Raw genomic sequence first — 21835 nt, forward strand, 5'->3', positions numbered from 1 at the left:
GGCGCCGCCGGATGCTTCCTACATGCGGTCCTGACACAGGATCCCATCCATGACCGCTCTTTCCGTTCTCGACCTGTCGCCGATCGTCGAAGGCAGCGATGCCTCGCAGTCGCTGGCCAACTCGCTCGATCTTGCCCGCCATGCCGAGCGCCTGGGCTACAAGCGTTTCTGGCTGGCCGAGCATCACAACATGCCGGGTATCGCCAGCGCGGCCACAGCCGTCGTCATTGCCCATGTCGCCGGCGGTACCAAGACCATTCGCGTCGGCGCCGGCGGCATCATGCTGCCCAACCATTCGCCGCTGGTGATTGCCGAGCAGTTCGGCACGCTGGCCGCCTTGCATCCGGGCCGCATCGATCTCGGCATCGGCCGGGCGCCCGGCACCGACATGGGCACCGCCCGTGCCTTGCGCCGCAATCTTGAGGCCGGGGTTGACAATTTCCCTCAGGATGTCGTCGAGCTGATGGGCTATTTCCAGCCGGCCGAGGAAGGCCAGCGAATTCGCGCCGTGCCCGGCGAAGGCCAGAACGTGCCGGTCTGGATCCTCGGCTCCAGCCTCTACGGCGCGCAGCTCGCCGCCATGCTCGGCCTGCCCTACGCCTTCGCTTCGCATTTCGCGCCGGCGGAGCTGGATCACGCGCTGGATGTCTACCGCTCGCGCTTCCAGCCGTCCGAGCAGCTCGACAAGCCGCATGTCATGCTTGGCCTCAATGTCTTCGCCGCGCCCACCGATGCGGAGGCCCGTTTGTTGTTCACCTCGCTGCAACAGGCTTTCGTCAATCTGCGCACCGGTCGGGCCGGCCGGCTGCCGCCACCTGTCGAGAACTATGACCGCGATCTCGATCCGATGGCAAAGACAATGCTCGGCCAGGCATTGTCCTGCGCCGTCGTCGGCTCTCCGGAAACGGTGCGGCAAGGCCTCGATGCCTTCGTGCGCCGCACCGGTGCCGACGAGCTGATGGTCACCGCGCAGATTTTTGATCATGCGGCACGGGTGCGATCGTTCGAGATCCTGGCCGACGCGCACAAATCCCTGTCGCAGGCGGCCTGACAAATCCTGGTACGACTTACGCCGGGGGCAGGCTACGCGCTCACGCTCTGCGCAATCGCGCCGAGCGGACGGCATGAATTGCGGATCATCAGCCTGCCCTTGAGCAAAAGCTTGCGCGGCGGCGCGTCCCTGTTGCCGGCGAGACGATCGAGAAGCAGATTGGCCGCCTGTTCGCCGATCGCCTGCACGGGCTGGGCCACCGTGGTCAACTGCGGCTGGAACACGTCGGACCATGGAAAGTCGTCGAAGCAGGCGACCGAAATATCTTCCGGGCAGGACAGGCCGATGTCGCGGATCGCCTTCATGGTGCCGATCACCATCGGATTGTTCGCCGAGAAGATCGCGCTTGGACGATCATGCGAGGAAAGCATCTGCATGGTTTCGTTATAGCCGTCGATCTCGTGTAAATTGCCGAAGCGGATCAGCTCCTCGGCGATCGGCAGGCCGGCGACGTGAAGCGCCTCGCGATATCCCGCCATGCGGTCATGCATCGGCGAGATGTCCGAGGTGCCGGTGATGTAACCGATGCGCCGGTGGCCGAGATTGATCAGATAGGTGATGGCGTCGAACACCGCGCGCTGGTTGTCCAGCACCACGGCATCGGTGTCGATGCCTTTGCAGATACGATCGAGCAGCACGACCGGCACGTTGGCGTCGTCGACGATCCGCTTGAGGATCGCGCCGTCGCCGACGCGCGCCACGATCAGCCCGTCGACCATGCGGTCGAGCAGCAGCCTGATCTGGTCGTCCTGGGTGTTCAAATCCTCGTCCGTGCAGCACAGCATGACGGCATAGCCGGCCCGGTCGAAGGCCTGCTGGATGACCGAGACGACATCGGTGAAGAACGGGTTGGTGATGTGCGGCACGGTCAGTCCGATGGTGCGGGTCGTGCCCATCTTCAGGCTGCGGGCGATCGCGTTGCGCTTGTAGCCGATATCGCGGATTGCCTGCTCGATGCGCTGGCTAAGCTCCGGGCTGACCGTCGCCGTGCCATTGATCAGCGCCGAAACGGTGGCGACAGAAACACGCGCCGCTTCAGCCACATGAAGCATGGTGGGCGCGGTGGATTTGCGGTGTCTTTTTTGCCCTGACGCTGTCATTTTCGAAACGTTTCGCCACCCTTGCTGGCCAATACGTACGGAATCCTGTCCTTTTTAGCAAGAATCGAATTGCACCAAACGTCCGGCACCTTATATCGGCTTGACATGATCGAAACGTTTAGATTAGCGTTTGCGGGAAGTTGACGACGACGGAAGGGAGGCCGCCATTGTCATGCAAGAGAGCAATTGCCTGTCCCCGGAGCACGGTGCGGCCGATCGGTCGCACATCGTTCTGAGTGCCGAGCGCATTTCCAAGAGCTTCGGCGGCATCGCCGCGCTTGTCGATGTCGGCTTTGAGCTGCGTCGCGGCGAGGTTCATGCCTTGATGGGCGAGAACGGCGCCGGCAAGTCGACGCTGATGAAAATCCTCTCCGGCGTCTATACCGGCTATGAAGGCACGGTCAGCGTCGATGGCCGCCCCGTCAGCTTCGCCGGCGTGCGCGACGCCGAGGATGCCGGCATCGCCATCATTCATCAGGAGCTCAACCTGGTGCCCGAACTCAGCGTCGCCGACAACATCTTCCTCGGCCGCGAGAAGCTGATCGCCGGGCTGATCGTCGACCGCAAGGCGAGCAGCCGCGCGGCAGGTGCTTTGTTGCAGCGGCTCGGCATCGAACTCGATCCGCAAGCCCGCGTCGGCGCCCTGCGTGTCGGCGAGCAGCAACTGGTCGAGATCGCCAAGGCTCTGTCGATGTCGGCACGCATCCTGATCATGGACGAGCCGACCTCGGCGCTGTCGCCGGCCGAATGCCAGCGGCTGTTCCGCATCATCCGCCAGCTTGCCGACAGCGGCGTCGCCATCGTCTACATCTCGCACCGCATCGACGAGGTCATGCACCTGGCCAGCCGCGTCACCGTGTTTCGCGACGGCCGCCATGTGCTGACCGAGCCGATGGCCAGGCTCCACGAAGATACGATCATTTCGGCGATGGTCGGCCGCAACCTGCTCGCTTCCTCCGAGGAAGAGCGCAACACCAGCGGCATGACCGTGCTTTCGGTCGAAAACCTGTCGCTGTCGAAGCCCGATGCGCATGGTTGGCGCACGGTGATCGACGGCGTCGGCTTCGATCTTGCCGCCGGAGAAATCCTCGGCATTGGCGGGCTGCTGGGTTCGGGTCGCACCGAGATCCTGGAAGCGATCTTCGGCTCGAGCGATGGCCGCACCGGCGGCGAAATCCGTATCGACGGCCATCCCGTGGATATCCGCTCGCCCCGCGATGCAAGGCGGCTGGGCATTGCGCTGGTGACCGAGGACCGCAAGACGCAAGGCCTGCATCTTCAGGCTTCGATCGCGGACAATGTCGCGCTGCCGCTGGTCGGGTCGCTGGCCCGCTTCGGCATCCGTTCGCTGGCCGGCGAGCAGGGGCTGGCGCGGCAGGCGGTCAAGGCCCTCGGCATCCGCTGCCGGGACATCGACCAGCCCGCCGGGACGCTGTCGGGCGGCAACCAGCAGAAAGTTGTCATCGGCAAATGGCTGGCGACGAAGCCGAGGGTGCTGTTGCTGGACGAGCCGACGCGCGGCATCGATGTCGGCGCCAAGCGCGAGATCTACGACCTGATCTTCAAGCTGGCGCGCGACGGTCTCGCCATCGCCGTCATCAGCTCCGAACTGCCGGAGCTGCTGCACCTCTCCGACCGCATCCTGGTGATGGCCGATGGCCGCCAGACAGGCATTCTTTCCCGCGACGCGGCCAGTGAGGAGGCCATCATGCGCCTCGCCGCCCCGCGCCGGACCATATCGAGACCAGCCGCATGACCGTTTTCAAACTCCTGTCCCGGACCAAGCTCTATTGGGGCCTGATCGCCATCTTCCTGATCGGTGTCCTGGGCTCGCCGATGAGCTCGAAGGGCAACAACATCTTCCTCTCCTACGGCAATCTGCTCGATGTGCTGCGCCAGGTGTCGACCACCGGCCTGATCGCCACTGGCATGACGGCTGTCATCATCACCGGCGGCATCGATCTCTCCGTCGGCTCGCTAATGGCCATCTGCTCGGTGGTCTGCGCCATGCTGCTGACGGTTCCAGGCGTGACGCCGGGCGTCGTGCTGGGCGTGCCAACCGTCGCCCTGGTGGCGCTTTGCCTCGGTTTCGTCGTCACCCGTTTCATTTTCCAGAACCTGGCAAAATCCCGTGCCGGCGCCGACCTCCTCCGTGAGATCAAGCTGGACGGGATTCGCGGCCTGGTCACGCCCGCCGTCGTCGGCGTGGTCCTGTGCTGCCTGTCGCTGTGGTTTCTGCTGCCGCAGATCGAGCCGAAATTCGGTGTGCTCGGCGTGCTGCTGGTGGCGCCGTGCGTTGGTTTGCTGTTCGGCGCGCTCAACGGCTTCATCATCGTTGCCGGGCGCCTGCAGCCCTTCATCGTCACCCTGGCGATGATGGTGACGGCGCTCGGCATCGCACGGTTGACCGCCGGCCAGAACAATGCGGTGCTGCCGGTCTATACAGGCTCCAACGCGACCGCCGATTTCGAGATCCTGCGCTCGCTGGTGTTCGGCATCATCCCGATGCCGGGCCTGTTCTTCCTCGGCGCCATCCTGATCTATGGCGCGGTGCTGCGCTTCACGCCGTTCGGCCGTTACGTCTATGCCATCGGCGGCAACGAGGAGGCGGCGCGCCTCTCCGGCATCGCCGCCGGCCGCGTCAAGATAGTAACCTATGCCGTCTCGGGGCTGCTCGCCGGGATCGCCGCCGTGCTCTATGTCGCACAGTACCGGCAAGGCAAGCCGGATGCCGGCGCCGGGCTGGAGCTCGACGCCATCGCCGCCGTGGTCATCGGCGGCACCAGCCTGATGGGCGGGCGCGGCAGCCTCACCGGCACGTTCTGCGGCGTGCTGATCTTCGGTCTGCTCTCCAACATCCTGCAGCTCCACAACATCAATTCGAACCTTCAGCTGGTGCTGAAGGGGATGATCATCATCGGCACCGTGCTCGTGCAGGAGCGCAATGCCGGTGATCTCCTGGCCTATCTGCGCCTGCCCGGCGGGCAATCGGCGCACAAGGAAACGGCCGCGGCAAAGCGGCCGTCGCAAGAGACACCGTCTCTCAATCTCGGAGGAAACAAAAAATGAAACGACGTGACATGCTGAAGCTTGCCGCCGTGACCGCGGCACTGCTGACCGCCACCGCGCTGCTGACCACCGGCAATGCCTTCGCCCAGGACAAGAAGTGGAAGATCGGCTTCTCGCAGGTGACGACCATCGAGCCCTGGCGCGCGCAGTTCAACAAGGACATTCTGGCCGAAGCCGCCAAGCATCCCGAGGTCGAACTGATCATCACCGACGGCGAGGACAAGACCGAAAAGCAGGTCGCCGATGTCGAGAACCTGATCCGCCAGGAAGTCGATGCGCTGTTGGTGTCACCGAAGGAATCGGCCGGCCTGACCGGCGTCGTGCAGCAAGCGATCGATGCCAAGATCCCGGTCTTCGTGCTCGACCGCAATGTCGAGACCAAGGACTACACGCAGTTCGTCGGTGGCGACAACGCGCTGATCGGCCGCGCGGCCGGCGAATATGCCGTCGAACTGCTTGGCGGCAAGGGCAAGGCTGCAGGCAACGTCGTCGAGATCTGGGGCGGCATGGGCACCCAGCCGGCGCATGACCGCCACGACGGCTTCCACGAATTCACCGACAAGGAGCCGGGCATCAAATATCTGCTCGACCAGCAATCGGGCGACTGGAAGCAGGATCAGGCCTACAATCTGATGGCCAACGCGCTGAAGAGCAACGAGAAGATCGATCTCGTTTACGGCCACAACGACCCGATGGCCTATGGTGCCTATCTCGCCGCCAAGGATGTCGGCCGCGAGAAGGACATCAAGTTCATTGGTATCGACGGCCTGCCCAACGAAGGCGTGCAGATGGTCAACAAGGGCGAGCTGACGGCAACCTTCACCTATGTCACTCCCGGTGCCGAAGGCCTGCGCCAGGCGATCAAGTTCCTCAACGGCGAGAAGGTCGAAAAGACCATCACTCTGCCAACCGAGAAGATCACCAAGGAAAACGCCGCCCAGGTGCTGAAGGACAACGGCCTCTGAGCCAAGCTTCCTGCCGGGTGCCTTTTTGGCGCCCGGCGATCTAAGCCAGCTTCACCAGCAGCTTCATGAAGGTGGCGATCTCCTTGGCGGAGAGCGGCGCCAGCGTTTCCTGGGTGATCTCGCGCGCCAGCGGGATCAGGCGGTCGATGGCATCGCGGCCTGCCGCGGTCAGATTGACCAGCAGCCGTCTCTTGTCGACCTCGTGCCTGGAAAGCTCGACCAGGCCGCGCGCCTTCAGCCGGTCGATGACGCCCTTCACCGTCGCCGCATCCATCGCGATCAGCGTGCCGAGCTGGTTCTGCGAGGTCTCGCCGACGTCACGCAGCTTGGCCAACGCCGCGAATTGCGGCGGCGTCAGATCGCCGATATGCGCGGCAAAGATCGCGACATGGCGCTGATGCGCCTTGCGCAGGATGAAGCCGACCTGCTCCTGCAGCAGGTAATCCTGGTCGTCCGGGGTCTCGACCTCGACCAGCTTGAGCAGATTGTCCTCGCCGCTCACCGCAAGCCATCCCAGGCTTTGATGTCATCGGCCGCGAGACCACCCATGCGATTGTGGATGCGCGGGCCACAGGTCATGGCGAGGCAGAACAGGATTTCGTCTGGGCGCGGACCATCGCTGATGCCGACTTCCATGGCGTCGAAATGGCTGCGCACATAGGCGGCGTTGATGTGGCCGAGCGGTACATCGAGCTTTGAACCGAACGCGCCGACCTTTTTGGCCGACGGCACGATCGCCTTGGCGTCGCCGAGCCGTTCGCGCATGGCGTAGCCGCCGGGCACATGCCACAGCGCACCGTGCTCCAACTCGCCCGCCGTGCCGACAATGGCGCCCTTGCCGTAGCCGTCGATCTGCTTGACGTCGCCGCCGAGCGCCGCGATCAGCCGGTCGGCGAGCAACAGGCCGAGCGGCTTCAGATCGTCCATGGCGCTCTGCAAGTCTTCGACATAGCGCCCGGCGAACGGGTTTTTCACCAGGGCCATCGCGGCGGCGCGGCGGCGCGGCACCTGGGCCACCGGCCCGCCCTCGTGAAAAATCTCTTCGGTCAGCACCGCGATTTTGCGGATCGAAAACTCAGGCATGGGCAACTTCCTCCCTCGAACTTTTGTTGGGCGCTGCAAGCGCGACCGAGCCACTGATGCGGATCTCACCGCCAAGAAACAGCGCCGATGCGGCAATCAGGCCGCGCCGGCGAAAATCTTCGGCGACGGCAAGGCCATTGTCCAGCGCCCGCGCCACTTCGCCAAGGCCAAGCGTGCCGACACCATGTGTCACCAGGCGCGCGCCGAGATCGCTGTCGGGCGACAATTCATGTGCGGGAATGCGCTTGATGGTGGGATTGCCGGGCAGGTCCACCGCGTTGGCAATGAGGGTCGCTGCCGCATCTGCCTCGGCGCCGGTCCGCGCGAGCACGGTGACGGCGTCGGCAATGCCAAGCGAGAAGGAGCGGCCGCGCCAGCCGCTGGTGGCAACGCCACGAACGCCATCTTCCGCGCGGATCGTGATCCGGTCCGCCATGCCGTTACCGGTGCCGGCGACCGCCAATCCCATCGACTGTCCCCTGCCGATATGGATTGCGCAGTCGCCGCCATTGTTGACATAGGCGCGATCGAGCTTGCGGCCGGCAAGCAATGCGGCGAGCATTTCGTCGGCTACCGATCCCGCGACGGCGGCCATCGGTGTTATGAAGCATTCCGCCAGGGGCATGACGGCTGCTTCCATGCGGCGCGCCGTCGGGCCGGCGAAGCTGCGAGGCGCCAGGAAAAACGCCGGTAGTCGCAATTCGGGGAGCTCCTCGACCAGCTCCATCAGGATCGTCTGGAACCGCGCTACCGCCTGTTCATAGGCTCGGCGGCATTCATCCGCCTCACCAAAAACCTCGACGATCAGGTCGATCGGCCCGTGGTTGAGATGGAGCCGCTTGCCGTCCTGCAGCCAGTTGGCTTGCGGGCCTTGCATCACCCGGCCCCGTTCGAGCCGGCACGGCGTAGCTGCGCGAGTGGCGGCCATGGATTGGTGGCTTCGGCGCCTGTGCCGCGGCGCGGATTCAGGTACTCACCGCCTTTTGCGACAATATCCTCGACGCTGCGGATCTCGGCCTCGTACCCGCCGAGCCTGACATAGTCGTCGCGGCGCAGCGTGAATTCGATAGGCGCCACCAGCGCCGGCGTCGGCACATAGCCGAAGGCACCCTCAGGCACTCTGGTGACATCGACCATCAGCGTGATGCCGCCGCCCGGCCAGACATAGACCGGCGCGCCGCCGACCGTGACATAGGTGGTCAGGCCCTGAACCGAGCGGGTGAGATTGACCGGGTTTTCGGTGACGCCGGCCCGCAGCGAGCCGCCGGCGCCGCCGATGAACAGCACTGTGCACAAAGCCGGCTCGCAATTGTCCTCGATCAGCCCGACCGACTTCTGCAGCCGTTCGGGGAAAGGTTTTTGCACCGGTTTCAGTTCGTCGTCGAGTTCGTAATAGGCGAACTGTTCCCCGGTGGTCGACACCATCAGCAGCGACAGCCCCGGCCGCGCGCCTTTCTTGGCGTTCCACTCTCCGAGGATCGACAGCGGGTCTGAAATGCTGGTGCCGCCCCAGCCCAGCCCGGGTTCGGACACCTTGAAATAGCGGCCCGGCGTCGAACGGCGGCCGATTATTTTTATACCGGTATCCTGCCAGCCCAGCACCTTGCCGGCCTGATGCTCGGAAACAACGCCGGTGATGTGGTCGTCGACCACCACCACCTCGTCGACAAGGCCGCGCCATTGCGTGGCGAACATGCCGATGGTGGCCGAGCCGCAGCCGACGCGCATTCGGTGTTCCTGCTTGCCGTCGATGACAGGTGCTTTGCCGGCTTCGACTATGATGGTGGCGCCGCCGTCGATGGCCAGTTCCATCGGTTTGCGGTTGCACAGATTGAGCAGAGCGTCGCAGGTGGCGCGTCCCTCGGCCTTGGAGCCGCCGGTCAGATGGTGCACACCGCCCAGCGACAGCATCTGCGAGCCATACTCGCCCGTCGTGACATGGCCGATCGCTTCGCCGGCTGCGCGGACTATTGCCGTCTCGGGACCGAGGTGACGGTCGGTATCGATCTTCACCTTGACGCCGCAATAGGAGAAGATGCCCTCGGTGACGACGGTGACGAGATCGACGCCTTCGACCTCCTGGCTGACGATGAAGGGGGCCGGCTTGTAGTCGGGATAAGTGGTGCCGGCGCCGATTGCGGTGACGAAGCGGCGGCCGGTGTTGACCAGTTCGCCATCCCATGCCTCGCCCTCGGCGACGAACGGCACGATCGCCGCGCCGGTCTCTGACGCATGGTCGAGGATGGTCAGCGGATCCATCCGCACGATCCTGCCGCCGACATTTCCGTAGCGGTCGCAGGCGCCGGTGCGCCCATCCGCGATGTAGCACATCACCGGACAGGCATCGCAGCGGATCTTCTCCGCCACCAGCTTCTCGCCGGGATCATGGGTCTCGAAGCGTTCGGCAAGCTCGCTCATCGGCGTGCCTCCTTTTCGCGGATACCATCTTTCTCCCGGATGCCAGCGCGGATACGCGTCGGCGTCGCCGGAACTTTGGTGACCAGCACACCGGTGGCGTGGCGGATGGCGTTGAGGATCGCCGGCGCCGTCGGGATCAGCACATGCTCGCCCAAACCCTTGGCGCCAAAGGGTCCTTCCGGATCCGGAACTTCTATCAGGATGGTCTCGATCGGCGGCACGTCGCCAATGGTCGGGATGAGATAATCGTGCAAATTCTCGGTGCGGCCGGGAATATACTCTTCCATCAGCGCCATGCCGATGCCTTGCGCGATACCGCCTTCGATCTGGCCCTCGGCCAGCAGCGGGTTGATCGCCTTGCCGACATCGTGCGCGGCGGTAATTTTCAGCAGCTTCACTGTCCCCAGTTTGAGGTCGACTTCCAGTTCGGCGATCTGCGCGCCATAGCCGTAGACGGCGTAGGGTTTGCCCTGGCCCTTGGCGTCGAGGGGCAGCGTCGGCGGGTCGTAGGTCTCCTCGGCGCGAAAGACGAAGCCTTCGGTGTCTACATCCAATGTCGCGAGATCGACGCGGCGCGTGGCTTCACCTTCGCGGATGACGATCACGGGGCCGTCGAGCTGCAGCGCTGCGTTTTCGGAAACATTGGCGAAGCGCAGGATCGTTTCGCGCAAGGCGCGGCCGGCCTTTTCGGCCGCCTTGCCGGTGACGAAGGTCTGGCGCGAGGCCGAGGTCTTCCCGGCGTCGGGGGTGATGGCTGTATCGGCGCTCTTCAACTGGAATTTCTCAAGCGGCAGGCCGAGCGCGTCGGCGCAAATCTGGGCGATGACCGTGTTCGAACCCTGGCCGATATCGACAGCGCCCTGGTGCAGGATGACCGTGCCGTCAGCCGCGATGCCGACCCGGATGGTCGACGGGTTGGGCAGCGAGGTGTTGCCGCAGCCATACCAGCAGGACGCGACGCCAACGCCGCGCTTTCTATCCCTGCTGGCACGGTTGAACGCATCCGCATCGGCTGTTGCCCGCACCCAATGCGGCTGCAGCGATTCGAGGCATTCGGCAATGCCGACGCCGGACTCCAGAAGCTGCCCGGTAACCGTTTCGGATCCGTTACGAAGGCAGTTCTTCAAGCGAAAATCGAGCCGGTCCATGCCGAGCTTGCCGGCTAGCTCGTCATACAGCGTCTCCTGCATGATCGTCGCTTGCGGCACGCCGAAGCCGCGGAAGGCGCCGGAGATCGGCCCATGCGTGTGAATGGCGCGGCCTTCGGCGCGGTAATTCGGCGTCGCGTAGGGTCCGGAGGCGTGCACCGGCACGCGGTTGGCCACGGTAGGGCCCCAGCTTGCATAGGCGCCGGTGTTGAAGTCACCTTCGAAGATCATGCCGGTGACAAGGCCATCGGCATCGGCGCCGATGGTCGCTCTCATCTCGGCCGGATGGCGCTTGGTGGTCGAAATCATCGATTCGGTGCGGGTGTAGGCAAGTGCCGCCGGCCGCCCCGTCTTCATCGCCACCAGGCCGATCAGCGGCTGCAGCGAAACGTCGAGCTTGGACCCGAAACCGCCGCCGGTCGCGGTCGGCACGATGCGCACCTTGTCGACGGCTAGGCCGAGCACCTTCGCCGTCTCGTCGCGGTCCATATAGGGCGCCTGGGTGCAGGCGACGACGACCAGCGTGTCGCCGTCCAGATAGGCATAGCCGGCTTCCGGTTCGATATAGGCGTGCTCGACATAGGAGGTGTCGATGGCGCCGGACACGGTGAACGCAGCGCCGGCAAGCGCTGCTTCCGGATCGCCGCGTTCGACGAAGCCGGAGGTCAGCAAGTTTGCCGGCCTGTTCTCATGAATGAGCTTGGCACCATCGGCGCGCGCTTCGCAGGATTGGAGAACATGCGGTAATTCGGTCCAGCGGATCGGAAAGTCCGAGAGGTCGAGATCGAGCATCGCCTCGCGCTCGCCGGCGACCAGCGCCACAGCCTCACCGCGAAGGCGGGCAAACCCTTCCGCCAGCGCCGGCTGGTCGGCGAACGGGCCTATGACGCCGAAACAGTTTTTTCCCGGAATGTCGGCGGCGGTGAAGACACCGGCAACGCCGGGATGTGCCTTCTCCCAGCCGTCCAGATCGCCGAAGGCGAAGCCGGCGTGATAATGCGGCGAGCGGACCACCAGCACGGCCAACGCATCGGCGGGGAAGGAATCGCCGCCGAATTTCTCAGCCCCGGTGACCTTCGGCATGCCGTCGAGCCGGATGGGCGAGGAGCCGATCGCGTGGCCTGATTGAGGCAAGCGGAAATCCAGGCTTGCTGCCTGCAGCGAGGCATCCATCACCGCGGCAATGATCTTCCGGTAGCCGGTGCAGCGGCACAGAATTCCGCCGAGCGCGTCCTGCACCTCGACTTCGGTCGGGTTGGGCTGCTTGTCCAGCAATGCCGTTGCCGCGACCAGCAGCGCCGGCGTGCAGATCCCGCACTGCGCGGCGCCGTGGGCGAGGAAAGAGGCCTGCAGCGCCGACAGCCGGCCATTGGCGAGGCCTTCGACGGATGTTACCGCCGTCCCGGCGGCGGAAGCCGCCGACATCAGGCAGGCGCAGACGGGATCGCCGTCGACCAGCACCGTGCAAGCGCCGCAGTCACCGGCATCGCAGCCGACCTTGGTGCCGGTCAACAGCAATTCATCGCGCAGCACCAGGGACAGCCGGCGCAGGGGCGGCACATTGACCGAGACGGCGGCGCCGTTGACCTCGAAGGCGATATCGGCGCGCACAGCGCCGAAGCCTGGCTGGGCACTGCCCGGATCGGGCAGTGCTTCACGCGCGTCGGGCTGAATTTGGCTCATGCCGCCACCTCTTCGCCAGTCGTACGCCCCATAGCCGCAAGCACCGCGCGGGCAACAATCTCGCGCACCGCATCGAGCCGGTATTCGGCGCTGCCGCGCACATCGGCGATCGGCGACAGTTCTGCCATCGGCGCGGCCAGGACCGCGTCGGCGAGTCCGCCGTCCACCGGCAGACCGTGCAGCGCGGCTTCGACACCTGCCAGCCGCTTGGCCACCACCGAGCAGGATCCGGCGGCGACGGCGGCGTCGCTGACGATGCCATCCTCGACGACCAGACGCGCCGCCACCATGGCGATGGAAATGACGAGATAACGGCGCGCGCCGAGCTTGACGAAAGCCGACGTGCCGCTGGGCTTCGGCACGCGGATGGCCGTGACCATCTCACCGGGCAGCAGAGCGGTTCGGCGGTTGCCGAGAATGAAGTCCTGCAACGGCAGATGCCGCGTCGCGGCCACCGAGCGCAGCTCGACCTCGGCATCGAGGATGAGCAGGCCCGGCACCCCGTCGGCGGCCGGCGAGGCGTTGCAGAGATTGCCGGCGACCGAGGCGACGTTCTGGATTTGCACCGAGCCGACCTCTCGCGCCGCCTGTTTAAGCGCATCGAAGGCCGGAGGCAAGGGATGGCGGACGATGTCGGTCCAGGTCGTGCGCGCGCCGATGACGAAATGGTCGTGCGTCTCGGCAATGCCGCGCAGCGCCGCCAGGCCGTTAACGTCGAGAACATTGTCGCGGAAGGGTTTGCTGCCCTGTGCGGGATAGAAATCGGTGCCGCCGGCAAGGATGCGCCAGGCGCCCTCGCCAAGCAAAGCGAGCGCTTCGTCGACCGAGGTGGGTTTCGCGTAACGGATCACGCTTTGCCTTCCAGAAAGGAACTTTCCGAATCCGGTATTTCCGGCGTTCGAGCCGAGAAACTCATTCGTATGCAAATGATATCAAGCCCGCAGGATTTGTCAAAGCCCGAGTTTGCGGCGGCCCGGCCGGCACGCATTTGTTATGTCGCGAGAGGTTGACGCCGCCGGCCATCTGGTCAAGTTTCTGCGTCCGGTCGCGTCAGCGGCATTTTCCACTGGAGCCTGCATACGGAAGAGGAAAGCCCATGGCCGACGAGGCGCTTGTTGTCATCGACCTGCAGAACGACTTTTGTCCCGGCGGCGCGCTGGCGGTTGCCGGCGGCGATGAGATCGTGCCGCTGGTCAACGACCTGATCCGGCGAACCGACCATGTCGTGCTGACGCAGGACTGGCATCCCGCCGGTCATTCCAGCTTTGCCTCCAGCCATCCGGGCGCGCAGCCTTTCACGATGATCGAAATGCCCTATGGTCAGCAGACGCTGTGGCCGGACCACTGCATCCAGGGCAGCCTGGGCTCGGATTTCCATTCCGGCCTCGCCTGGACCAAGGCCGAGCTCGTCATTCGCAAGGGATTTCGGTCTGATATCGACAGCTATTCGGCCTTCTTCGAGAACGACCGCACGACGCAGACCGGCCTTGCCGGCTACCTCCGGGAGCGCGCCATCGACACGCTGACCCTGGTCGGGCTGGCGACCGATTTCTGCGTCGGCTTTTCGGCGCTGGACGCCGTCAGCCAGGGCTTCAAAACCACAGTGCGGCTCGATGCCTGCCGCGGCATCGATCTCAACGGTTCGCTCGATACAATGCTGCAGCGCCTGCGCGACGCCGGCGTGACGCTCGAAGACCCTTTGTCGGATTGAACGGCCGTTGGGCAAGCACCCCCTCACCCGGATTGCCAGCCGAATTGCGAAGGGCAATTCGGGGCAATCCGACCTCTCCCCGAGGGGAGAGGAGAAGGCGAGCGTCGGCGCCGAGTCTCTTCTCCCCTCGGGGAGAAGGTGGCCGCGTAGCGGCCGGATGAGGGGGCCTTTTTCATATCCGATCTCCCTGTTGGCTGCATGCGCTGCGATAATTGCCGCCGTGCTGTTTCCGGCACAGGCATTCGCCGCCGAAGACCACGGCCTGCCCGGTGCTTCGATGTCGCTGTGGTGGGCGCTGCCCTTTGCCGGGCTGCTGTTGTCGATCGCCACCGGTCCGCTGCTGTTTCCTCATGCCTGGGAACATCACTACGGCAAGATATCGGCCCTTTGGGCCGCGCTGGTGATCGTGCCGCTGGCGATTGCCTTCGGTGTTCCCACAGCGACCGAAGCGGTGCTGCATGCGTTGCTCACGGAATACATGTCGTTCATCATCCTGCTGTTTGCGCTGTTCACCATTTCGGGCGGCATTCTCCTTGCCGGCAACATTCACGGCACGCCGCTGGTCAATGCCGGCCTGCTGCTGGTCGGCGCGCTGCTGGCATCGGTGATCGGCACGACCGGTGCCTCGATGATCCTGATCCGGCCGATCATCCGCGCCAACGATAACAGGCCGTTCAACGCCCATGTCGTCATCTTCTTCATCTTCCTGGTGTCCAACATCGGCGGCTCACTGACGCCGCTTGGCGATCCGCCACTGTTCGTCGGCTTCCTCAGAGGCGTCGCTTTCTTCTGGACGACCGCGAATCTCTGGCGCGAGACGCTGTTCGTCGGCGGTGCCGTGCTGGCCGTTTTTCTGGGCATCGACATCATCCTGCATCGGCGCGAGGCTGGCGCGCCGAAGATCAAGGATCCGACGCCGGATACCAAGGTGCGTCTGCGCGGCCTGGCCAACCTTCCGCTGCTGGCGGGCGTGATCGGCGCCATCCTGCTGTCGGCGGCCTGGAAGCCCGGCGTCAGCTTCTCGGTGTTCGGCGTCAGTCTCGAACTGCAGAATCTGGTGCGCGACGCCATCATCCTGGTGCTCGCCCTGCTGTCGCTTCCGCTCTCCTACAAGAGCCACCGGGAGGCGAACGGCTTCAACTGGGGCCCGATAGCAGAGGTGGCAAAATTGTTTGCCGGCATCTTCATCTGCATCGTGCCGGTCATCGCCATCCTAAGGGCAAGCCATGACGGCGCGCTGGCACCGCTGGTGTCGCTTGTCAGTTCACCCTCGGGTACGCCCAACGATCTCGCCTATTTCTGGCTGACAGGGGCATTGTCGTCCTTCCTCGACAATGCGCCGACCTATCTGGTGTTCTTCGAGCTTGCCGGCGGCGACCCCCGGCACCTGATGACGGAGTTCGCTTCGACGCTTGCCGCGATCTCGGCCGGCGCGGTGTTCATGGGCGCCAACACCTATATCGGCAATGCGCCGAACTTCATGGTCTACGCCATCGCCCGCCATCGCGGCGTGAAGATGCCGGGCTTCTTCGGCTACATGCTGTGGTCTGGGCTGGTGCTGATCCCGATATTTTTGGTCGCGGGCTTTCTGTTCTTCGGCTGATCACCCGACGCCGACATAGCGGCGGACCGCCGACGGGTCGGCGCGCAACTCCTCGACGTCGACCGTCTCGCGGTTGCGGCCGTTTTCGATGAAGGCAACGTGGTCGGCGACCGAAAGCACTGCATCGACACGCTGCTCGACCAGGATGGTCGAGACGCCCATGTCGCGCAGCTTCGACACCGTCTCGCGGATCTTGGCGATCATCGACGGCATCAGCCCTTCGGTCGGCTCGTCGAGCAGCAGCACTTGCGGTTCGAGACAGAGCGCGCGCGCCATGGCCAGCATCTGCTGTTCGCCGCCGGACAATGTGCCGGAACGCTGCCGCAGCCGCTGGCGCAGCAATGGAAAGAGGTCGAGCACGTTTTCACGCGTCGCCTTGCCCTTGCCGCGCGCCATCAGGCCGATCTCGATGTTTTCCGCCACCGTCATTTCGGCGAACAGCCGCCTTCCCTGCGGCACATAGGCGACGCCGGCCTTGGGCACTTCATGCGCCGGCAGACCAGTCAACTCTTGGCCAGCCAGTTTGATCGAGCCGGCGCTTGAGGGAACCAGTCCCATGATGGCTTTCAGCGTCGTCGTCTTGCCGGCGCCATTGCGGCCGAACAGGCACAGCACCTCGCCCTTGTTCAGCACCAGGTCGAGGCCATAGAGCACCTGGACCTCGCCATAGTAGCAGTCCAGTCCAGAGATGGTCAGCGCCTCGGACTTTGCCTCGGTCATGGGGCGGTCCCCAGATAGGCTTCCTGCACCGCCGCGTTCTCGCGGATCGCTTCCGGGGTGCCTTCGGCCAGGATCTTGCCGGCATTGAAGACGGTGATGCGGTCGGCGAGTTGCATGACGACAGGCATGTTGTGCTCGATCAGAAGCACGGTGGCGTTCTTGGCGATCTCGCGCACCAGGGTGATGAAATTGTCGATCTCGCTGTCGGCCAGCCCTTGCGTCGGTTCGTCGAGAATCAGCAGGCGCGGCTTCAGCGCCAGGCCCATCGCCACTTCCAGCAGGCGCTGGTGGCCGTAGGACAACTGCCCGGCCGGCATATGGGCGCGGTCGGCCAGGCCGGTGCGTTCCAGTGCGGTCATGACAGCGGCCTGTATCGCGCTCTTGGAATGGCTGCCATGCCGCTGCGTCAGTTGCGCGGGCAGCGCGACGTTGGCGTAAACGGACAGGTTGGCATAGACGCTGGTGAGCTGGAAGGTGTAGGCGATGCCCCTGCGCACCCTGACATAGGCAGGCAGATTGGTGATGTCGGCGCCGTCGAAGACGATCATGCCGGCAGACGGCTTGATGCGGCCGCTGACCAGGCTGACGAAGGTGGTCTTCCCCGCCCCGTTGGGGCCGATCACGGCGCGGATCTCGCCCGGCATCAGCGCGAAATCGACATTGTCGACGGCGCGCAGACCACCGAAATTGCGCGACAGGCCCTTGGTGGTCAAAAGCGGCATCATGGCAGCCACCCGAGCCAGCGCTGGCGGATGCTGCCCAGAATGCCTTTCGGGAAAAACAGCACCAGCAGGATCAGCGCGATGCCGACGATCAGCAGATAGGCGGAGGTGTAGCCGCTGGTGATATCGATGACATAGTACATGAACAGCGTGCCGATCAGCGGCCCAAGCGTGGTGGCGGCACCGCCCAGCAGCACCCACAGCAGCGGCAGGATCGAATACTGCACCGACGCGAAGCTCGATCCGACATAGCCGAACAGCAGCGCATAGGCGGCCCCCGAGGCCGCGCAGATGATGCCGGAGATGACGACGGCGGCGAGCTTGTTCGAAAACGTATCGTAGCCGAGCATCTTCGTGCGCTCCTCATTCTCGCGGATGGCGACCAGCACGCGGCCATAGCGGGAGCGGACGATGGCCAATGTGACGAGCAGCACGATGGAAAACAGCGCCAGCGCTGTCATGTAGCGCACCGTCGGATTGGTGAGTTCGAGCGATGTAGCGCCAAAGTTGAGCACCCGCGCCGGCTGCGGCACGACCATGCCTTGGTCGCCGCCGGTCCAAGTCGCGAAGTAGAGGATGAGGAGGTAGAACACTTGAGCGAACATCATGGTGACGATCATGAAGGCGACGCCCGTGGTGCGCAACGCCAGCAGGCCGATCACGAGTGAAACAACAACACCACAGCCGAGGCCCGAGGCGAATGCCGCTGGTACGCTCCAGCCGAGCTGGATGACGGCAAGGCCGGCGCCATAGAGCCCGGCGGCGAAGAACATCGCATGGCCGAGGCTGAGCAGGCCGACATAGCCGAACAGCATGTTGTAGCCCATGGCAAAGACCGCCAGCACCATGATGCGGGCAAGCAGGCCGTGATAGTAGTCCGGCAGCAGGAAGCTCAGCACGAAGAGCAGGGCGATGACGCCGAGATGCAGGGCATAGGCTTTTGCCGGCGAAGCTTCGCTCATCGCGATGCCGTCCCGAACAGGCCTTGCGGGCGGAACACCAGCACCATGGCGACGAGCAGCGTGGCAATGATCTTGGCCAGCGTCGGCGAGAAGAACATCGAGATGATGCCGTCGGAGAGGCCGATCAGCACGGCGGCGACGACCGTGCCGCGCAGCGAGCCGAGGCCGCCGATGATGACGACGATGAAGGAGAGCAGCAGCGGATCCTGTCCCATCAGATAATGCGCCTGGCTGATCGGCACGATCAGCACCGCGGCAATGGCCGCCAGCATGGCACCGAGCGCGAAGACGCCGCCATAGACACGGCCGACAGGGATGCCGAAGGCCTGTGCGGTTTCGCTGTCATACTGCGTGGCGCGCATGACGAGGCCGATCCTGGTGCGCGTCAGCACCAGCCATGTCGCGGTGAGCAGCAGCGCGGAAGCGGCGATAACAGACAGTTTGTAGCCGGAATAGCCGAACCACGGCAAAAGGACGCGGTAGCTGAACGGCGGCTCGACCGGCCGAGCCTCCGGGCCATAGAAAGTCAGCGCCAGCTGCTGGATGATGTAGAGCATGCCGATGGTGGCGACGATGGTGGCTTCCGGATTGTAATTGAGCCGGCGCAGCACCAGCCGTTCGGCGACCAGCGCAATGGCGCCGACGATCAGCGGGGCAATCACCAGCGCCGCCAGGAAGCCGAGCGCAGGGTGACCGCCGATGGCCGTGGTGATCGCCCAGGCGAGCACCGCGCCCAGCATGAAGAACTCACCATGCGCGACATTGACCACGCGCATGACACCGAACACCAGGGACAGCCCAAGCGCCGTCAGCGCCAGCACGGCTGAGGTGACGAGGCCTTCGAGGGCAGCGAGGAGGAGGTGGGGACCAAAGTGCATCGGTTACACGCTGGCAGGCGCTTGCTGGAATGCCAAACTCACAGCGCCTGCGTGGTATAATCTCCCTCGGCCTCGTAAAGCCCGTCCTCGATCTTGGTCTTGTGCACGACCTTGAGCTTGCCGCCTTCGACCTTGGAGATGTTCTGGATACCAAAGCACTGGTGGATCTTGCCGTTGAAGGTTTTCGGTCCCTGCGGATGCTGCGGGCCTTCGGCGAACTCGGTCAGCGCCTCGGTCGCCTCGACCAGCTTGGCGCGGTCTTCCGGACCCTTGTAGCCGGCGTCTTCCATTGCCTTCTTGACGACATAGAGCGTCTCCCAGCAGCCGAACATGTGGGCTGCGGTGGAGACATCCTTGGGATCGCCGACGGCAGCGCCATTGTCATCGATGCCGACAGCGGTGCGGTAGGCCTTCTGCGCTTCGGAATCGTTGGCCTGCGCATAACGCGGCGAGCCTTCCCAGAAATGGCTGCCGTCGAGGAATTCGAGGCCGGGACTGTTGATGTCGGTGGCTTCGAGCGAATCGATGAAGCCGAACAGTTGCGGCCGGTTGGAGCCATAGAACTCGCCGAGCTCCTTGACGAAGGTCAGCACGGCCGGGCCGACCATGACGTGGTAGATCACCTCGGTCTCGGCCGGGATCTGCGGGAAGTATTTGGTGAAGGACGATTCCGTCGGCGGGATGGCGATCTGCGCGATGACCTCGCCGCCTTGCGCCTTCAGTGCCGGCGGCAGGTAGTCGCGATGGTCGTAGCCGAAAGCGAAATCGGGGAAGATCTGCGTCACCTTCTTGCCGGCATTGGCCGCGATCCACGGCGCCATCGACTGGATCTGGCTCTTCACGTCGGTGATGCCGGGCTGGAAGACATAGCGGTTCAGCTTTGTCGAGGCGACGTGATGGCCTTCGCTGACGACGAAATAGGGCATCTTGTTTTCGCCGGCGGCGGGCGCAGAGCCAATGACGACATGCGAGAACAGCGTGCCGAAGACGATGTCGGTCTTGTGCTGGGTGGCGAACTTGCCGACCACCTCGGCGCCACGGCCGGGATCGGTGCCGTCATCCTCGATGATCACCTCGACCTGACGGCCGTTGATGCCGCCGGCGGCGTTGATCGCCTTGACCGCGGCAGCCGTGGTCTTCTCGTACCAGCGGCCATAGGCGGCGCCGATGCCGGTGCGGTGCGACTGGAAGCCGATCTTGATCGGCGCCGAACTCTGCGCCTGGGAATAGCGGACGTAGCCGGGGGCCAGGCCCAGGCCGGCGCCGGCGACCAGACCCTTCAGCGCCGTGCGGCGGTTGAGCGTTGATCTGGAGAGATCGAAAAACCCATTCTTGTCAGTCACGGCAGTTCCCCTGTTTTTGAGTTTTGACTGGCTGTAACGAGGCAAAAAATCGCATGTGTACAAACTAAATCACCAAAGCCCCGACGTGGCAAGCGGGCTTTCCCCGAAGGCATGCTGGTCGCCTTTTCTCATCCGGCAGTCGGCGTGGCAAGCAACCAGAGGCCGAAGACGGTGTAGGCGATCATCAGCAGTGTGAGCGGGAACTGGCTGAGTGCCGCGCGGGAGGGCTGTGGGTGCAGGCGCCAGGCGAAGCCGTGAGCGACGAGGACGGCGAGCACATGGCCCAGGATGATGGCGCCGGCTTGGATATTCCACAGCCACCACGCGGAGTCCGCTCCCGCAACGATGCCGGCCTCGATCTGCACGTCGGCGATGCCGAACAGGTTCCAGCCCCGCGCGAACGGGTCGGAAAGTGCCGCAAGCGCATATTGGCCGTCGACGAGCAGCGCCGTCAGATAATGCGCAACGTGATAGGCAAGCGCGATCGGCACGATCGACCACACCAGCAGGCCTGCGGCTTGGCCGAGCGTGTGATCGCTGCCGGCAAGACGCTGGCCGAGCCGGACGGCAAGCAGGAACATCGCCGCCAGCAGCGCGAATGTCAGGATCAGCCCGCAAGTGCCGCTGCCGATCAGCGCGGTGCGGCCGGGAAATTCGAGCGGGTTGATGCCGAACAGGCCGAGCCAGAAGAAGGTCTTCGACAGGCCGTCGAAGGACACCGACGACAGGGCCAGCAGCAGGAAGGCGATGCCGCTGGCCGGCAGGGGCTGCGCCGTCAGCAGCTTGGCGCCGGGCCAGCACAGGCCAAGCCGGCCGTCTTGGTTGCGTTCGGCCACGGCGAAGCGCGCCACCATCGAGAAGAAAACCGTCAGGAATTCACCGCTGCGGCTCCAGTCGCGATAGCCGAACGCCAGCATGGCGAGGAAAGAGAACAGCCAGTAGAGGCCGGCGGCCAAGGCCAGCCGCCCCGGATCGTCGGGCGCCGGATCGATGAGTTCGAACCAGGCGAAGGCGAAGAACAGGATGACAGCCGGCCAGCAGCCGACCCATCCGGGCAGGCGCCATGCTCCGTGATCCCTGGTCCCGAACAGGCGCGAGGCGAGACGCCATGCTCCATACCAGGGGTTGAGCCATGACCAGAGGTCGCCGAAGACACCCTGCAGCAGCGTGACGCCGGCCCACAACAGTGTCCAGATCACCAGTGGCAGAGGATTGGAAAGTGGGTCGCGGCTGCCGAAAAAGCCGGCGGCGATAAGAATTGCAAAGCCGGCGAAGGATAGCAGGCTGATGGCGGCGCGGGTGGCGTCGCTGAGGGCAAACAACGGCAGGCGCCGGCGCCAGAAACGATCGAGAAAATCCGCTGGCAGCAGCGCCAGGAC

The 21835-nt window shown here is 64.5% G+C and carries 19 protein-coding genes; 6 read left to right on the forward strand and 13 right to left on the reverse strand.

Annotated elements, in window-relative coordinates; translation table 11 throughout:
- The first annotated feature begins 49 nt into the window (after positions 1 to 49).
- On the forward strand, positions 50 to 1051 hold the full coding sequence (locus tag EOB80_RS13840) for an LLM class flavin-dependent oxidoreductase (protein ID WP_127328151.1): 1002 nt from the start codon (positions 50 to 52) through the stop codon (positions 1049 to 1051).
- Positions 1052 to 1083: 32 nt separating this feature from the next.
- Here the strand turns inward: EOB80_RS13840 and EOB80_RS13845 are convergent, their stop codons facing one another.
- Positions 1084 to 2103 (reverse strand): LacI family DNA-binding transcriptional regulator, encoded by a 1020-nt coding sequence (locus EOB80_RS13845; RefSeq protein ID WP_127328153.1) that lies wholly within the window; start codon positions 2101 to 2103, stop codon positions 1084 to 1086.
- A gap of 220 nt (positions 2104 to 2323) precedes the next feature.
- Here EOB80_RS13845 and EOB80_RS13850 point away from each other — a divergent pair, with 220 nt between their 5' ends.
- From EOB80_RS13850 to EOB80_RS13860, 3 genes are read left to right on the forward strand one after another with little or no spacing between them, the layout of a single operon-like run.
- Positions 2324 to 3907, forward strand: coding sequence for a sugar ABC transporter ATP-binding protein (locus EOB80_RS13850; RefSeq protein WP_127328155.1), 1584 nt, complete (start codon positions 2324 to 2326; stop codon positions 3905 to 3907).
- Positions 3904 to 5220 (forward strand): ABC transporter permease, encoded by a 1317-nt coding sequence (locus tag EOB80_RS13855; protein WP_127328157.1) that lies wholly within the window; start codon positions 3904 to 3906, stop codon positions 5218 to 5220. The genes EOB80_RS13850 and EOB80_RS13855 overlap by 4 nt, the downstream gene beginning before the upstream one ends.
- Positions 5217 to 6185 (forward strand): substrate-binding domain-containing protein, encoded by a 969-nt coding sequence (locus EOB80_RS13860; RefSeq protein WP_127322602.1) that lies wholly within the window; start codon positions 5217 to 5219, stop codon positions 6183 to 6185. The genes EOB80_RS13855 and EOB80_RS13860 overlap by 4 nt, the downstream gene beginning before the upstream one ends.
- Before the next feature lie 40 nt (positions 6186 to 6225).
- Here EOB80_RS13860 and EOB80_RS13865 read toward each other — a convergent pair whose 3' ends face one another.
- Genes EOB80_RS13865 through EOB80_RS13890 form a run of 6 tightly spaced genes read right to left on the reverse strand, consistent with a single transcriptional unit; the run spans position 6226 to position 13368 of the window.
- Positions 6226 to 6687 carry a MarR family transcriptional regulator gene (locus tag EOB80_RS13865; protein ID WP_127328158.1) on the reverse strand — a complete coding sequence of 154 codons (462 nt, stop codon included), beginning with the start codon at positions 6685 to 6687 and terminating at the stop codon, positions 6226 to 6228.
- The gene (locus EOB80_RS13870; RefSeq protein WP_127271009.1) at positions 6684 to 7268 is read right to left on the reverse strand and encodes an amino acid synthesis family protein; all 585 of its coding nucleotides are present in this window, start codon (positions 7266 to 7268) and stop codon (positions 6684 to 6686) included. The genes EOB80_RS13865 and EOB80_RS13870 overlap by 4 nt, the downstream gene beginning before the upstream one ends.
- Positions 7261 to 8145, reverse strand: coding sequence for a UPF0280 family protein (locus tag EOB80_RS13875; RefSeq protein ID WP_127328160.1), 885 nt, complete (start codon positions 8143 to 8145; stop codon positions 7261 to 7263). Before EOB80_RS13875 ends, EOB80_RS13870 begins: the two co-directional genes overlap by 8 nt.
- Complete coding sequence (locus EOB80_RS13880; RefSeq protein ID WP_127328162.1) at positions 8145 to 9686, reverse strand: 6-hydroxynicotinate reductase; 1542 nt, start codon at positions 9684 to 9686, stop codon at positions 8145 to 8147. The genes EOB80_RS13875 and EOB80_RS13880 overlap by 1 nt, the downstream gene beginning before the upstream one ends.
- Positions 9683 to 12517, reverse strand: coding sequence for a molybdopterin-dependent oxidoreductase (locus tag EOB80_RS13885; protein WP_127328164.1), 2835 nt, complete (start codon positions 12515 to 12517; stop codon positions 9683 to 9685). The genes EOB80_RS13880 and EOB80_RS13885 overlap by 4 nt, the downstream gene beginning before the upstream one ends.
- Complete coding sequence (locus EOB80_RS13890) at positions 12514 to 13368, reverse strand: xanthine dehydrogenase family protein subunit M (RefSeq protein ID WP_127328166.1); 855 nt, start codon at positions 13366 to 13368, stop codon at positions 12514 to 12516. Before EOB80_RS13890 ends, EOB80_RS13885 begins: the two co-directional genes overlap by 4 nt.
- A 245-nt stretch (positions 13369 to 13613) precedes the next feature.
- On the opposite strand from EOB80_RS13890, the gene pncA reads away from it, so the two are divergent.
- On the forward strand, positions 13614 to 14228 hold the full coding sequence (gene pncA / locus EOB80_RS13895) for a bifunctional nicotinamidase/pyrazinamidase (protein WP_127328168.1): 615 nt from the start codon (positions 13614 to 13616) through the stop codon (positions 14226 to 14228).
- A gap of 157 nt (positions 14229 to 14385) precedes the next feature.
- Positions 14386 to 15831: a sodium:proton antiporter gene (locus tag EOB80_RS13900; RefSeq protein WP_127328170.1), complete on the forward strand. Its 1446-nt coding sequence runs from the start codon at positions 14386 to 14388 to the stop codon at positions 15829 to 15831.
- On the opposite strand, the gene EOB80_RS13905 is transcribed toward EOB80_RS13900, so the two are convergent.
- The 6 genes from EOB80_RS13905 to EOB80_RS13930 form a co-directional block, all read right to left on the reverse strand.
- Positions 15832 to 16551 carry an ABC transporter ATP-binding protein gene (locus EOB80_RS13905; RefSeq protein ID WP_127321450.1) on the reverse strand — a complete coding sequence of 240 codons (720 nt, stop codon included), beginning with the start codon at positions 16549 to 16551 and terminating at the stop codon, positions 15832 to 15834. It abuts the gene before it with no gap.
- The gene (locus EOB80_RS13910; protein WP_127328171.1) at positions 16548 to 17276 is read right to left on the reverse strand and encodes an ABC transporter ATP-binding protein; all 729 of its coding nucleotides are present in this window, start codon (positions 17274 to 17276) and stop codon (positions 16548 to 16550) included. Before EOB80_RS13910 ends, EOB80_RS13905 begins: the two co-directional genes overlap by 4 nt.
- The gene (locus tag EOB80_RS13915; protein WP_127328173.1) at positions 17273 to 18235 is read right to left on the reverse strand and encodes a branched-chain amino acid ABC transporter permease; all 963 of its coding nucleotides are present in this window, start codon (positions 18233 to 18235) and stop codon (positions 17273 to 17275) included. Before EOB80_RS13915 ends, EOB80_RS13910 begins: the two co-directional genes overlap by 4 nt.
- Positions 18232 to 19113, reverse strand: a complete 882-nt coding sequence (locus EOB80_RS13920; RefSeq protein ID WP_127328175.1) for a branched-chain amino acid ABC transporter permease — start codon at positions 19111 to 19113, stop codon at positions 18232 to 18234. The genes EOB80_RS13915 and EOB80_RS13920 overlap by 4 nt, the downstream gene beginning before the upstream one ends.
- 38 nt (positions 19114 to 19151) lie before the next feature.
- A complete protein-coding gene (locus tag EOB80_RS13925) occupies positions 19152 to 20456 on the reverse strand; it encodes an ABC transporter substrate-binding protein (RefSeq protein WP_127321454.1) in 1305 nt (434 codons plus the stop codon).
- A 128-nt stretch (positions 20457 to 20584) separates the two neighbouring features.
- The coding region (locus tag EOB80_RS13930) for a hypothetical protein (protein WP_127328177.1) at positions 20585 to 21835 on the reverse strand (1251 nt) is incomplete at its 5' end.

The sequence above is a fragment of the Mesorhizobium sp. M7A.F.Ca.MR.245.00.0.0 genome, assembly GCF_003997415.1.
GTDB lineage: Bacteria > Pseudomonadota > Alphaproteobacteria > Rhizobiales > Rhizobiaceae > Mesorhizobium.

Coding starts and splice junctions, on each gene's coding strand:
- EOB80_RS13840 (WP_127328151.1), top strand. CDS start 50: ATGACCGCTCTTTCCGTTCTCGACCTGTCGCCGATCGTCGAAGGCAGC.
- EOB80_RS13845 (WP_127328153.1), bottom strand. CDS start 2,103: ATGCTTCATGTGGCTGAAGCGGCGCGTGTTTCTGTCGCCACCGTTTCG.
- EOB80_RS13850 (WP_127328155.1), top strand. CDS start 2,324: ATGCAAGAGAGCAATTGCCTGTCCCCGGAGCACGGTGCGGCCGATCGG.
- EOB80_RS13855 (WP_127328157.1), top strand. CDS start 3,904: ATGACCGTTTTCAAACTCCTGTCCCGGACCAAGCTCTATTGGGGCCTG.
- EOB80_RS13860 (WP_127322602.1), top strand. CDS start 5,217: ATGAAACGACGTGACATGCTGAAGCTTGCCGCCGTGACCGCGGCACTG.
- EOB80_RS13870 (WP_127271009.1), bottom strand. CDS start 7,268: ATGCCTGAGTTTTCGATCCGCAAAATCGCGGTGCTGACCGAAGAGATT.
- EOB80_RS13875 (WP_127328160.1), bottom strand. CDS start 8,145: ATGCAAGGCCCGCAAGCCAACTGGCTGCAGGACGGCAAGCGGCTCCAT.
- EOB80_RS13880 (WP_127328162.1), bottom strand. CDS start 9,686: ATGAGCGAGCTTGCCGAACGCTTCGAGACCCATGATCCCGGCGAGAAG.
- EOB80_RS13885 (WP_127328164.1), bottom strand. CDS start 12,517: ATGAGCCAAATTCAGCCCGACGCGCGTGAAGCACTGCCCGATCCGGGC.
- pncA (WP_127328168.1), top strand. CDS start 13,614: ATGGCCGACGAGGCGCTTGTTGTCATCGACCTGCAGAACGACTTTTGT.
- EOB80_RS13900 (WP_127328170.1), top strand. CDS start 14,386: ATGAGGGGGCCTTTTTCATATCCGATCTCCCTGTTGGCTGCATGCGCT.
- EOB80_RS13905 (WP_127321450.1), bottom strand. CDS start 16,551: ATGACCGAGGCAAAGTCCGAGGCGCTGACCATCTCTGGACTGGACTGC.
- EOB80_RS13910 (WP_127328171.1), bottom strand. CDS start 17,276: ATGATGCCGCTTTTGACCACCAAGGGCCTGTCGCGCAATTTCGGTGGT.
- EOB80_RS13915 (WP_127328173.1), bottom strand. CDS start 18,235: ATGAGCGAAGCTTCGCCGGCAAAAGCCTATGCCCTGCATCTCGGCGTC.
- EOB80_RS13920 (WP_127328175.1), bottom strand. CDS start 19,113: ATGCACTTTGGTCCCCACCTCCTCCTCGCTGCCCTCGAAGGCCTCGTC.